The 12720-nt window shown below is 44.5% G+C and carries 13 protein-coding genes; 9 read left to right on the forward strand and 4 right to left on the reverse strand.

All coding sequences use genetic code 11. The features are described from left to right. Positions 1-241 precede the first annotated feature (241 nt). The 3 genes from FW774_RS20020 to gldB form a co-directional block, all read right to left on the reverse strand. Positions 242-1648 (reverse strand): hypothetical protein, encoded by a 1407-nt coding sequence (locus tag FW774_RS20020; RefSeq protein WP_149350276.1) that lies wholly within the window; start codon positions 1646-1648, stop codon positions 242-244. A 47-nt stretch (positions 1649-1695) separates the two neighbouring features. Next, entirely contained in the window at positions 1696-2400 is a 705-nt protein-coding gene (locus tag FW774_RS20025) for a ComF family protein (RefSeq protein ID WP_242457897.1), read from the reverse strand. 160 nt (positions 2401-2560) lie between these two features. Continuing rightward, the gene (gene gldB / locus FW774_RS20030) at positions 2561-3595 is read right to left on the reverse strand and encodes a gliding motility lipoprotein GldB (protein WP_149350278.1); all 1035 of its coding nucleotides are present in this window, start codon (positions 3593-3595) and stop codon (positions 2561-2563) included. Positions 3596-3619: 24 nt separating this feature from the next. Between gldB and FW774_RS20035 the strand changes: the two genes are divergently transcribed. The 9 genes from FW774_RS20035 to FW774_RS20075 all read left to right on the forward strand — a co-directional run bounded on the left by FW774_RS20035 (position 3620) and on the right by FW774_RS20075 (position 11882). Further along, a complete protein-coding gene (locus FW774_RS20035) occupies positions 3620-4204 on the forward strand; it encodes an outer membrane beta-barrel protein (protein WP_149350280.1) in 585 nt (194 codons plus the stop codon). Between the two features lie 116 nt (positions 4205-4320). After that, the gene (locus FW774_RS20040) at positions 4321-4536 is read left to right on the forward strand and encodes a DUF2683 family protein (protein WP_149350282.1); all 216 of its coding nucleotides are present in this window, start codon (positions 4321-4323) and stop codon (positions 4534-4536) included. Further along, positions 4527-4796, forward strand: coding sequence for a Txe/YoeB family addiction module toxin (locus tag FW774_RS20045; RefSeq protein WP_149350284.1), 270 nt, complete (start codon positions 4527-4529; stop codon positions 4794-4796). The genes FW774_RS20040 and FW774_RS20045 overlap by 10 nt, the downstream gene beginning before the upstream one ends. Before the next feature lie 36 nt (positions 4797-4832). Continuing rightward, a complete protein-coding gene (locus FW774_RS20050; RefSeq protein ID WP_149350286.1) occupies positions 4833-6473 on the forward strand; it encodes an NAD+ synthase in 1641 nt (546 codons plus the stop codon). Positions 6474-7141: 668 nt separating this feature from the next. Further along, positions 7142-7657: a DUF2480 family protein gene (locus tag FW774_RS20055; RefSeq protein WP_149350288.1), complete on the forward strand. Its 516-nt coding sequence runs from the start codon at positions 7142-7144 to the stop codon at positions 7655-7657. Positions 7658-7749: 92 nt separating this feature from the next. Next, positions 7750-8526 carry a DUF3108 domain-containing protein gene (locus FW774_RS20060; RefSeq protein ID WP_149350289.1) on the forward strand — a complete coding sequence of 259 codons (777 nt, stop codon included), beginning with the start codon at positions 7750-7752 and terminating at the stop codon, positions 8524-8526. A 4-nt stretch (positions 8527-8530) separates the two neighbouring features. Continuing rightward, positions 8531-9094, forward strand: a complete 564-nt coding sequence (locus FW774_RS20065) for a DUF3109 family protein (protein ID WP_149350299.1) — start codon at positions 8531-8533, stop codon at positions 9092-9094. Positions 9095-9253: 159 nt separating this feature from the next. Further along, entirely contained in the window at positions 9254-10279 is a 1026-nt protein-coding gene (locus FW774_RS20070) for a sugar phosphate isomerase/epimerase family protein (RefSeq protein WP_197739901.1), read from the forward strand. Positions 10280-10484: 205 nt separating this feature from the next. After that, positions 10485-11882, forward strand: coding sequence for a sulfatase (locus tag FW774_RS20075; RefSeq protein WP_149350291.1), 1398 nt, complete (start codon positions 10485-10487; stop codon positions 11880-11882). Positions 11883-12189: 307 nt separating this feature from the next. Here FW774_RS20075 and FW774_RS20080 read toward each other — a convergent pair. Then, positions 12190-12720, reverse strand: a 531-nt coding sequence (locus FW774_RS20080) for a type IX secretion system membrane protein PorP/SprF (protein ID WP_149350293.1), incomplete at its 5' end; no start/stop codon positions are given.

A 12720-nucleotide genomic window follows, 5' to 3' on the forward strand; every position in this document is an offset into this window, starting at 1 on the left:
TAATACAATATTGCAATATTACGATTATTTCTGAATTGCAAAAAAACTATTGTATAAATATTGAGATTACTTAAGAACTGCTGTTAAACTCTGATTTATAGATTGAGATTAATTGAGGTACGTCCCAAAATGAAGAAAGAGCTGGTCGCTTGGGAGGCTTCCTGCTCTTTCTATCTAAATTAACGCTCTCAATTACTTATACTCATAAACTGCAATAAGGTTACATTTATTTTATAAAAAATCACATTTTTTCGTAACATCCTAATTCTGAGGGAAATAATCTTAAATTTTCTTTGGCATCTTTCTGCAAAAACGTTGAAAAGTAGGGGTCTCCTGATAAATCTATCCCCTTGTCCAGTGCAAAACTATCGTCTGATAGCTGATAATTTCCCTGACGGGGATTCAAGAAGTTAGGGTCGGTATTTAAAAAATTGTTCGTGGCAAGCGTATTGTCGGTAGTGCGTATCAGGTTGCTTTGCAGTACGAGCGACCCTGTATGTTCAATGGTCAGTTCGTCGGTTAATCCACCCCATACAATATTATTGGTCAGGTTAATGCTCAGGATATTCGTTCCGGAGCCGGTCTGCTGCGGGTTATTGCCCGAAAAATACAGCGACGGCGTATTACGGATAAAGTTATACGTGTAATTGGCAAAGGTATTTTGTTTAATGTTATAGTCGCCGCCGAAAATACCATAGATAAGATACTGCCCGCAATTGGCAAACAGGTTGTTAAACGCGGCGATGTTGGTATGATATCCCGCGAGGGCGCAAACCTGCATGTTTTTTACTTCGCTATTGGTAAGCAGCAGCTTGGGAGTGTCGCCGGTTTGCATGGAATCTACCTGTAAGCCTATCAGCGCATTTTTTATACTGGTGTGGTTAATACGATTGTTAACGCTGGTTGATGTAAAATGAATACCCGTCCATTGTCCCGGTTCTTCGGAGTAGATGCGTTCCATCCGGTCGCTGGCAATGCTGATACTATCAGTAACAGTTCCCTTGCAATTCAGTGTTCCGGCAACGATCATTTTCGCGTCTTTATGGAAATAAATCCGTGCCCCGGCGTTGATGGTGAGCGTAGCATTTTCGGCTACCTGCACCTGGTTGTATATCACGTAGGGGAGCTTGTTATCCCACACGGTATTTTCTGCTAATGTGCTGTTGTTAATGAAGTGCGCATTCTGTCCGTAAGCAACTAAGGGAATGGTCTGTGTATTGCCGTTGGTTACAAAAGATAACGCATCTTCCACCAGGAACGGCGTTTCGCTGCTGGTCGGATCAATGCTGACCTTGATGAAAACCGTCAGTGAATCATTACCGTTGAGCCGTACGTTTTCCGCACTGCTGGCCGGTTTTCCATTGATGTTGACCTGGTAAGCGGAAGCGTTTCCGCCAACCAAAGCTATATGGGATATGTTTATGGCTTTCCGGTTGTAATTAAACACTTTTACCCGTTGTGTGGTGCTTCCTACAGACGTAAAAATGGTATCGAACAATACGCTATCGGTAGAAAAGGATAATTTAGCCGAAGGATCTGTGGTGATGGATTCATCCTTTTTACAGGCAAACAGCAGCATTGCTGCCAGAAGCAACAGGTAAAATGGGTTTCTGAAGATAATATCGCGTTTAGCGTATAATGTATTCATTGATTTTTGATGCCGTATATTGGCCTTACAAATGTGCTTAATTTTACTCAATCTGTAAAAGCAATGGTTGCAATACTAATGCGGGTTCCGGTAATTTCGAGTATTTTCAGGGCGCAGGCTTCTACAGTGGCGCCACTGGTCAGTACATCGTCAACCAACAGCACATGCTTATTTTCCAGGATATCCGGGCTCCGGACCGAGAAAATATCTTTCATATTCTCATAGCGAACATATCGCGATTTACGGGTTTGCGATTGCGTGTTTACCAGGCGCATCAAGGCATTGGCATGTGATATTTCCATTGCCGAGGCCAATCCCCTGGCAAAATATTCGCTTTGGTTATAACCGCGTTTTTTCAGTTTGGCCGGGTGTAGCGGCACCGGGACAATAATATCTGCCGTACTGAACTTTTCTGCTGATCTTAAAACCTGTCCGTACATTTCGCCAAGAGTAGTGCCCACATCGGTATTGCTATTATATTTTAGCTGATGAATAAGGTTTTGTACCCTTGAACCTTTGTGGAAATACAGGAACGATGCGGCAGCCTCAAACGGGAACCGGCCTGCAAGCTGCCGGGCAGTGCGGTTATCCGGGTCTGAATGAAATTGAGTATAGGGCAAACGGTAGCGGCAACTGGTACATATTACCGTTTCATTATTGTACAGGTTGGTATTGCACGATGCGCATAGCTGCGGGTAAAACAGCGCAAAGAAATCATTCAGGTAATTAAATACAGGTCTGATGAAGTTCACAAACCAATTATACGAAATTTAGTATTGGTATAGATGTGAGACATGAGATTTTAGATATGAGATTGCCCAACTCGTTATTCATATTAAACCTTCTATCTTCCCATCTTCCACCTTTTATTTTCTTGTCTCTTGCATCTATGTTCTTGCCTCTCTTTGCCACTCACTTCGGCCGGTAATGCGAATCGTTCAGGATTTTCTGGAAATCGGTTTCCTGCATCAGCTGCTGAACAGTAACATCCGGGTTTTTCTCCATGTATTTCTTTACAATCTGCCAGCCGATGAATAAACCCAGCTTGGGTGCTGAATCATTTTTCTCGCCGATATCCGGTGTAAACGGCGCTTCGGTTAAATATCCCTGAATTTTAAAATAGTCGGTTTCATAAACCAGATTACGTTCCAGGAAATAGCCCCAGATGTCCGGTTCATACGTTTTGGCCCATTCCATTTGCTGTTTGGTATAACCTATTTTAAGGCTGTCGGCAATATCGGGCATAACGGCATCCATAAAGTACAGTATTTTGCCGTTGTATATCATCCGTGAAATAAGCGATTTGTCGGCATCAGGTTCAGGGAACAAGTCTTCCCGGATATAGCTTTCCATTACCCGTGGCGTAATGTTTTCGGGCGTAAAGCGACGGGAGATGTAGGCGGGAATGCTTTCGCGTAAAGCGGGATAAAATTTAGAACGGGCGCCCAGGAACATATCCAGACCAATGCCTACATAGTCGTTACCAATCGGCGTTTGCACGGCAAAACCGGATATATAGGCAATGAGCCGGGGCAGCTTTGTTTTTGGGTAATAGTATTTGATATGCTTAAAAGCATCGGTTAACTCGGCTTGTTGCTTGTCAAGGTTGGGGAAAGTCTGCTGCGTTGTTTGATATAGCTCCTGGTAATCTTTGTTTTGTAAAACGGTGCGCAGGTTGGCATAATATCCTGTGTCTGAAACAGAACCCACAGCGAGCATTTTTTCCATGTAATCGCGGTAAAAGAAACCGTATTTTTTATTGAGCTGTGAGGCTTTACTGTTCAGGTTATGGGCTGTCACCTGGCCTAAATCCTTGTCAAAGCGTTCAATAGACACATTTAAATGGATATTACTTACATCAACACGTTTATTGTTGCCACACGAAACAGCAAGCAGGCTTATTAAAAAAAACAGGTAAATTTGCGCCGGTTTAAAAGGAACTCTCATATTAAAATCTGCGAAAGCGAAGTTATGAAAAAAGCATTATCTATTCTGGCCATTCTATTGATACCGGGTCTTTTGAAGGCACAACGGCATAATTTTAAACTGGGTTTTACGGCATCGCCAACATTTGGCTGGATGAAGTTTAACGGTAGTGACGCTTCTTCGTATAAAACGGATGGCCTTGCCGCCGGGTTTTCGTACGGTGTGCTGGGCGATTTTGGCTTTACGCCGAACTATTTTTTCTCAACGGCATTTACGGTAACCACCGTTAAGGCGGATGTGATTGCTTCAAATCCATCGCAAAAATTGGGATATAAAATCCAATACCTTGATATCCCGCTAAGCTTAAAGCTGAAAAGCAACGACTTTGTGGGCGGCAAATTTTACGGACAATTTGGGTTTGACTTAGGCGTAAAAACTTCCAATGGTATTACCACTTCGGACGTGAGCCGGTTCAGGGCCGGACTATTGCTGGGCGGCGGAGTAGAATGGCAGGTGCGTACGCTGGATATTCTTACCGGGGTTTCGTATAATAATGGTTTTACCAAAGCAATTAAAAATCCGGATGCCAAACTCTCTTACCTGACACTGAATTTGGGCGTGTTCTTTTAACGGTTTGCAAACAAATCAGGATTTCAGCGTTTCCTTATTAAATGGAAATCCCATATAGTTAAGAATTATACGGGACAAAATTTGCTTATATTCGTACTACTTTTAAATTATCCGTCATGACTACTTTAACTATACAGATTCCTGATAAAGAAACGGAATTGCTAACGCAGATTGTAAAAAAATTAAATGGTAAGGTAATATCTTCTCCTGCAAAGGCAGACCTTGAGAAAAGTATTTATAATCCGGATGCCATTGCTAAAGTGCGTAAAGGTGAGAAGGATTATGAGGCTGGAAAAGGCGTTAAAATTGCCATTGCAGATTTATGGAAATAATCTACATGCCACAAGCGGTTGCGGACTTAAAATACTGGAGGAAGACGGGAAATAAAGCTATACAAAAGAAAATAGCTCAATTATTAGAAGCTATTGAAGAAAATCCTTATGCTGGCATAGGCAAACCAGAAGTCCTTAAACACGAACTATCCGGCAAATGGTCACGGCGGATAAATAAAGAACATCGTATTGTTTATGATGTTATAGGTACTGATATCCGTATATTTTTTCTAAGGGGCCATTACCTGAATCAATTATAATGACCCTTATCTCTTAAAGACAAATTATTCTACTCAATGAAAATAGCCTTAGCACAGCTCAACTATCATATCGGCAATTTCGAAGCCAATACCGAAAAAATCATTCATGCTGTTGAGCGGGCAAAATCCGAAGGAGCCGATCTTGTTGTGTTCTCAGAGCTGGCGGTATCGGGTTATCCGCCACGGGATTTCCTGGAATTTACCGAATTTGTTGGCTTATGTGAAGAATCGGCCCGCAAGATTGCCGAAGCCTGTACCGGCATTGCCTGTATTGTGGGTTTACCAACCGTGAATAATAATCCGTTAGGTAAAGATTTGTTTAATTCGGCCTGGTTTATTGAAGATACGCAGGTTAAAGCCATAGTGAATAAAGCGCTGCTGCCTAATTACGATATTTTTGATGAATACCGGTATTTTGAGCCTGCCAGTACGTTTAACTGCATTGAATTTAAGGGAATAAAAATTGCCTTGACCATCTGCGAGGATTTATGGAACATCAACGATAACCCCTTGTATATATCCAACCCGATGGATGTACTGATAGCGCAACAGCCGGATTTGATGATAAACATTGCCGCATCGCCTTTTTCATACAGCCATGACGATGAACGCGTAAAGGTATTGAGCGATAATACCAGCAAATATCAACTGCCCCTGCTGTATGTAAACCAGGTCGGCGCTCAAACAGAAATTATCTTCGATGGCGGCTCGCTGGCATTTAATCCTGGAGGCATGTTGCTGGATGAGTTGAGCTATTTTAAGGAAGATTTCAGGATATACGAGTTCTCTGATGGGCAGATACAGGGGCTTGAACCTTGCGAGCACAAACCACATCCCGATATTGAACAGATTCATGGCGCATTGATTTTAGGGATACAGGATTACTTCAAAAAATCAGGGTTTAAGCAGGCCGTTCTGGGGTTGTCCGGTGGTATTGACTCAGCAGTAGTTTGTGCGCTTGCCGCCGAAGCTTTAGGTCCGCAGAATGTAATGGCCGTGCTGATGCCTTCTAAGTTTTCTACCGGTCATTCCGTTCAGGATGCGCTGGATTTGGTTGAAAACTTAGGCTGCCGGCACGAAATTATCCCCATTAAGGAAGCTGCCGATGCCTTTGACAATATGATGAAACCGGCATTTAAAGGCTTGCCGTTTAACCTTGCCGAAGAAAATATCCAGGCTCGTTGCCGGGCCATCGTAGTAATGGCCATGTCGAATAAGTTTGGCTATATCCTGCTCAATACATCCAATAAAAGCGAGGCCGCCGTGGGTTACGGCACGTTGTACGGTGATATGGCCGGGGCTATTTCCGTCATTGGCGATGTGTATAAAACGCAGGTTTATGAGTTGGCACGTTTTATTAACCGTGAGCGGGAGATTATCCCGGTAAATACCGTTGTCAAACCACCTTCGGCAGAATTACGTCCCGACCAGAAAGATTCTGACTCATTGCCCGAATACGATATCCTTGATGCCATATTATACCAGTATATAGAGCTTAAGCAAAGCTCGGCGGCTATTATTGCACAGGGCTATGATGAAGCGCTGGTTCGCCGGATATTGAAATTAGTGAATATAGCCGAGTTTAAACGGTATCAAACGCCACCCATTCTGCGGGTATCGCCTAAAGCGTTTGGCATGGGTAGAAGAATGCCGATTGTGGGAAAATATCTTTCGTAAAGCAACCGTGTTATAACATCCGGGATAGCTGTTTGCGCTCGTTTGCAAAACGAGTGCATAGATCTCCGGCGTTTGTAACGCCGATAATAGCGGCCTTTGATTGTTTTTAAGCAAACCTGTTTGCGCTCGTTTGCGAAACGAGTGCATAAATCTCCGGCGTTTGTAACGCCGATAATAGCGGCCTTTGATTATTTTTAAGCAAACCTGTTTGCGCTCGTTTGCGAAACGAGTGCATAAATCTCCGGCGTTTGTAACGCCGATAATAGCGGCCTTTGATTGTTTTTAAGCAAACCTGTTTGCGCTCGTTTGCGAAACGAGTGCATAAATCTCCGGCGTTTGTAACGCCGATAATAGCGGCCTTTGATTATTTTTAAGCAAACCTGTTTGCGCTCGTTTGCGAAACGAGTGCATAAATCTCCGGCGTTTGTAACGCCGATAATAGCGGCCTTTGATTGTCTTAAGCAACATTGCTGCGTTGCAAACGCCGTTTTATAGCATCCCGATTGTAAATCGGGACGAGCCGACGCCTTAGCCGAACTGAGGTTGCTATCGTTGTGACAAACCCGTTTCCCTTATCACTTAAGTAAAGTTGCCCCCGTTTTTTGACTGCTATTTAACAACAGTTCGCTGCCGAATGCTGATATTTGCTAAAATATAGAGAGGTAGCAATGGATATCCAGGAAAATATAATCAACAAAGTTGCACAAAGCGGATTGATAAGTTTTGACCCGGCTACGCTTAGTCCGGCTGGAGAAAGGCTTTTATACGATATTAAGGATAATCTTTTTCATGGGTTAATTTTGAAGGAGAAAGATTTCAGGGAGTTTGTTAAAAATCATGACTGGCAGCAATATCAGGACAAGCATGTGGCGATAACCTGTACAGCCGATGCCATTGTGCCAACCTGGGCCTATATGCTGCTGGCCAATAAAATGGCTCCGTTTGCCGCAACAGTTCACTTTGGCACCTTAGACGAACTGGAAAGCATTTTGTATCAAAAGGCCATAGCTGCTGTAAGCTGGGAAACCTATCGCGACCAGCGTGTGGTTATAAAGGGCTGCGGAGATATTCCTGTGCCGGTTTCCGCCTATGTAGAAATAACCGCACAATTAACACGGGTTGCCAAAAGCATCATGTACGGCGAACCATGCTCAACAGTGCCTATTTATAAGCGGAAAGATTGAACCATTCCTGATTTAAGTTTTGACTTTTAACTTTTTAATTTTTAATTAGCAGCCGGTAAAGCAATTCAGCCTGTTATCTGTTAAGAAAAAGTATGAGACCATTTACCTGTTTAATAGCGCTTTTTTTTGTTCAGTTGACAGTTCGTGGCCAGGAGTTGCTGGAAAATCGCAAGAATGGTGCATTTCAGCCGGGTGAACAATTAAGATACAAGCTGAAATATGGATTTTTAACCGCGGCAGAAGCTACCCTCAACGTAGAAGAAAGCGATGTGCGTTTTGATAACCGGCCGGTTTATCACCTGGTTGCACAGGGTAAAACCTCCGGCTCGTTTGATATATTCTATAAAGTCCGCGACCGTTATGATTCTTACATCGACCGTGAAACGCTGTTGCCGTATCTGTATACCGAGAACATCCGTGAATCCAATTACCGGCGTACCGATAAAGCACGGTTTTACCAGGATCAGCATAAAATTGTAAGCAATAGGGGAACATTTAAAGGCTCCCGGCAAACGTTTGATATGGTTTCGGCCTTTTATTTTGCCCGCAGCCTTGACCTTACCGGGGTCAAAAGCGGCGATACCTTTACCATGTATTATTTCTTAAAAGATGAGGTGACCGATCTTAAAATAGAATATATCGGTAAAGAACGTGTAAAAACACCCTTGGGGTATGTAAACTGTCTGAAATTCAGCCCTTCCATACAGCCCGGTCGTATCTTTAAAAAAGACAGCCGCCTGTATTTGTGGATATCTGATGATATAAACCGTATTCCGGTAAAGGCGCAGGTAGAAATACTCGTGGGTTCGGTTACCATGGAAATTGTACAAGCCACAGGGTTAAAATCGCCCCTGGTAGTATCCAAATAACATGATGATTGAAATTCAGCATACCTTAGTGCACGAAGATGTGGTAACCGAACAATTTGTATGTAATTTGTCTAAGTGCAAAGGTGCCTGTTGTATTGAAGGAGATTCCGGTGCGCCGTTAGACAAAAGCGAGTTAGCCGTTTTAGAAGAAATCTATCCGCAGGTAAAACCTTATATGACGGCCAAAGGCATACAAACCGTAGAGGAGAACGGAACCTGGGTGAAAGATTTTGAAGGCGATTACACAACTCCCTGTGTAGATACCTATAAAGAATGTGCCTATGTAACCTGGGAAGGCGGTATCACCAAATGTGCTATTGAGAAAGCCTACGAAGACGGAAAAATCAGCTGGAAAAAACCCATTTCCTGCCATTTATATCCCATCCGTATAACAGCCTATCCTGAGTTCGATGTGCTGCACTATGACCGTTGGCACATTTGCAGTCCGGCATGCAGCTTTGGCAGAGAACTGAAAATCCCCGTATATAAGTTCTTAAAAGAGCCGTTGATCCGTAAATATGGCGAGGATTGGTACACTGAGCTTGAAGAGAGCGTGAGTGAGGGATAAATAATAATCCCTGTGATTAACTAATTCTTTTTTACGGGATAACTTACTGGTTTCCCTGGTTTTACGGTTACTATAAATAAAGTCTGTAATCGCATTATTACATAATACATCTCACACGATTGCTGGTTAATGCTTTATCTTTATTTTATAAAGTAACCAATGATAAATCTGGAAATGAACGATACCGAAAAACAAATTAAAAGCACGGGCACTCATAAACAAGGGCTATCCCGTCGCCGCTTTCTGGAGTCAGCAGGACTGATAGCCGCAGGCTTCGCCCTTTCTCCGGGAAAAACCTTTGGCATGCCGGCCTATATCCCGAACCTGGGCAAGCCCAATTCCCTGTTTAAAGGCGTACAAATCGGGGTGATTACCTATTCATTCAGAAGCATGCCGGGCAGCGCCGAGCAACTGCTGCAATATTGCCTCGATTGCAATATCAGTGCCATCGAACTCATGGGAACCCCGGCCGAGGAATTTGCCGGAGCGCCTTCCGCTCCGCCACGTTCAAAAGACGCGGCCGAACGCAAAGCCGCTATGGCAGACTATCGAAAGCAAATGGCCGAATGGCGGGCGAAGGTATCGATGGATAAATTCGAACAACTTCGCAAAATGTACAGCCAGGCCGGAGTATCCATATACGGCTATAAGCCGGATGCTTTAGGCATAAACAATACCGATGCCGAGATAGATTATGCCTTCAGGGCAGCTAAGGCATTAGGCGCAAACCAGGCCAATGTGGAATTTCCCAAAAAGCCCGGGCAGACCAGCCGTCTGGCAGCCATCGCCGCCAGGCATAAAATTAAGGTAGGCTATCACGGCCATTTACAGGAAACCTTTGATATGTGGGATGACGCGATCGCGGAATCACCCTATAACGCCATCAATTTCGATATGGGGCATTACGTAGCTGCCGGATATGACCCCATTGAATTTATCAATGCCAAACACGAACACATCGTAAGCATGCACACCAAAGACCGCAAAAGCAAAGCCAATGGCGGTGCAAATATGTCTTGGGGCGAGGGAGATACACCCATTGTGCAGGTGTTAAAGTTAATGTCTCAGCGGCAGTATAAATACCCGGCAGCTATAGAGCTGGAATATCCTATTCCACCCGGATCAGATGCCGTGAAGGAAGTAGCCAAATGTGTGGAATATGCCCGGAGAGCATTAGGCGCATAATTCGTTATGCACCATATTGTTATGTATCATAATAAAATCTGATATCCTATGGATAATCATAAAAGATACTTCGCCACATTTTACCGGGGATTACGGAAATTTCATGGGTCAATGAAAATTCAGGTATGAATATAAGGTCAGTTCATGTACATTAGTACCCTATCAATTATTTAACCAATTTCAGTGACCCTTTGAAATAAAAATAATGAAAAGGATATTGCTTTTGCCCCTCTTACTTTTCAGCGTGGTTGCCGTTGCGCAACGAAAGCCCAATATTATTTATATCCTGGCCGATGATATGGGATGGAAAGACGCCGGATTTACCGGCAGCGATTTCTATCAGACGCCCAACCTGGATGCCTTTGCCAAACAGGGAATGATATTTACCGACGCGTATGCCGGTGCCGGTAATTGTGCGCCCAGCAGGGCTTGTCTTATATCAGGGCAGTACACTCCGCGGCACGGCGTATACGCGGTAACCAGTACAAAACGTGGGCCAGTGGCGCAAATGCGGCTGGAGCCAATTCCGAATACCGAGGAACTAAAACCTTCCATGTATACTATTGCCGAAGCCATGCACGATGCCGGCTATAAAACCGCTATGTTCGGTAAATGGCACCTGGGCAAAAGACCCGGCACACTGCCCCGTGATCAGGGTTTTGATGTAGATGGATCATTTAATCCACCATCGAAGGAAGAATTTGAGCGAACCAACGATCCTAAGGGGATCTACCGTATTACCGAAGGCGCCTGTAAGTTTATGGAGGAAAATAAAGATAAGCCTTTCTTTATGTACGTAGCGCATCATGCCACACACATGATGATACAGGCCCGTGAAGATCGTTATGCCATGTTCAAAGGCAAAGCAGGTAAATACCAGCATAACGATAAGTTCGCCGCGATGAATAACCAGATGGATGACGGCATCGGTATCCTGCTGAAGAAAATTAAGGATTTAGGACTCGAGCAAAATACCGTGGTGATCTTTACGTCCGATAACGGCGGGTTGCCCCAATCGCCGCAAAACCCGCTGCGTGGTTTCAAAGGCATGTACTACGAAGGTGGAATCCGGGTGCCGTTTGCTGTGCGTTGGCCCGGAGTGATTAAGCCCGGCTCCGTTCAGCATACGCCTATTATTGATGAGGATATTTTTCCCACTGTACTGGAAATTGCACAGGGAACTAAGCCGAAAGATAAAATCCTGGACGGAAAAAGCCTGATAAAGCTATTCAAAGGCGAAAAAGATTTAGAGCAGCGTACGTTGTTCTGGCATTTCCCCGGCTACCTGAATAATCCCAATCCGGGCTCCCGCGACCAGATTTTCAGAAGCAGGCCGGTATCCACCATCCGCAAAGGCGATTGGAAATTATTGTTGTATCACGAGGAATGGGTTCTTGACGGAGGCCGGGATAAAATTGCAATGAATAACGCCGTAGAGCTATATCATCTGAAAGATGATATCGGCGAAACAAAAAATCTGGCCAATATCAATACCGCCAAACGCGATGAAATGCTGGACGAGCTGTTCAGAACCATGAAGCAGGCCGGGGCTGAAATGCCTACACAGAAAAATCCCCTGTATAAAGGCTCCCGGACGAATTGACTTTTCCTGAAGTCTCGCACAGGCATCAGGTTAATTTTAGGATTTTGCTATCAATTTATTGACTATTAAAGCAGCAAGTGAAGTGGCAGCACAGACAGCGCTAAAAAGCCCGGAACCCCGTCACCCTGAACCTGATTTCACCCCGAAACTTCGGGATTAAGGCGGCGCTTATGCTGCTATTTAGGAGATTCCGGCCCCCCCGAGTACTCGGGGCGGAATGACGGCAGGGGCTTTTTAGCTCTTAACTATATCCGGGATGGATTTATTTCATCCCGGGACTTCGCATTGCCTGACTTTTGACTAAACATTACCATACCGATAACTTTTTACCAAATACAGGTGCAAAAGTGTATGACAGGGTGATCTCATTACCGCCACGGTAAATGCCGTCTGTTTTGCCGGATGACATCTCGCGGGTGTAACCTACCTGTAGCTGCCTGATGCGTATTCCGGCATTGAACGTGTAGGCCAGATCGTTCCGGTAACCTGCTCCTACCCAGAAGGTATTGCTCAATACGCCTTTCAGCTGGCCTTCGGCTACGCCTTTCTGGTTCTTATCGTACCGGTATATGCCGTTGATGATCAATCCGATGGACGGGGCTACTTCTCTGCGATAACCTGCCTGTACGATATGCTGCATAGCGGAGGAGGCTGCGATGCCTTGGTTGCCGGTGTCGTCTTTTTGTACCACGTCGCTCAGGGCATAGGCTACGTAGTAGTCTCCGCCGGTCAGGGCTACGCCCAGGTTTATGCCATAGCGATTGGTATTGTTATCGCCATTGACCAAGGCCATGTAGCTGGGATCGCTGTTATCATCGAGCAGCAGCTTATCGTTATC

This window comes from Pedobacter sp. BS3 (assembly GCF_008274585.1).
Lineage (GTDB): Bacteria > Bacteroidota > Bacteroidia > Sphingobacteriales > Sphingobacteriaceae > Hufsiella_A.

What these genes read in the sequence shown, in the direction of transcription:
- FW774_RS20020 (WP_149350276.1), bottom strand. Translation starts at nt 1,648, where the DNA reads ATGAATACATTATACGCTAAACGCGATATTATCTTCAGAAACCCATTT.
- gldB (WP_149350278.1), bottom strand. Translation starts at nt 3,595, where the DNA reads ATGAGAGTTCCTTTTAAACCGGCGCAAATTTACCTGTTTTTTTTAATA.
- FW774_RS20035 (WP_149350280.1), top strand. Translation starts at nt 3,620, where the DNA reads ATGAAAAAAGCATTATCTATTCTGGCCATTCTATTGATACCGGGTCTT.
- FW774_RS20040 (WP_149350282.1), top strand. Translation starts at nt 4,321, where the DNA reads ATGACTACTTTAACTATACAGATTCCTGATAAAGAAACGGAATTGCTA.
- FW774_RS20045 (WP_149350284.1), top strand. Translation starts at nt 4,527, where the DNA reads ATGGAAATAATCTACATGCCACAAGCGGTTGCGGACTTAAAATACTGG.
- FW774_RS20050 (WP_149350286.1), top strand. Translation starts at nt 4,833, where the DNA reads ATGAAAATAGCCTTAGCACAGCTCAACTATCATATCGGCAATTTCGAA.
- FW774_RS20055 (WP_149350288.1), top strand. Translation starts at nt 7,142, where the DNA reads ATGGATATCCAGGAAAATATAATCAACAAAGTTGCACAAAGCGGATTG.
- FW774_RS20060 (WP_149350289.1), top strand. Translation starts at nt 7,750, where the DNA reads ATGAGACCATTTACCTGTTTAATAGCGCTTTTTTTTGTTCAGTTGACA.
- FW774_RS20065 (WP_149350299.1), top strand. Translation starts at nt 8,531, where the DNA reads ATGATTGAAATTCAGCATACCTTAGTGCACGAAGATGTGGTAACCGAA.
- FW774_RS20070 (WP_197739901.1), top strand. Translation starts at nt 9,254, where the DNA reads ATGATAAATCTGGAAATGAACGATACCGAAAAACAAATTAAAAGCACG.
- FW774_RS20075 (WP_149350291.1), top strand. Translation starts at nt 10,485, where the DNA reads ATGAAAAGGATATTGCTTTTGCCCCTCTTACTTTTCAGCGTGGTTGCC.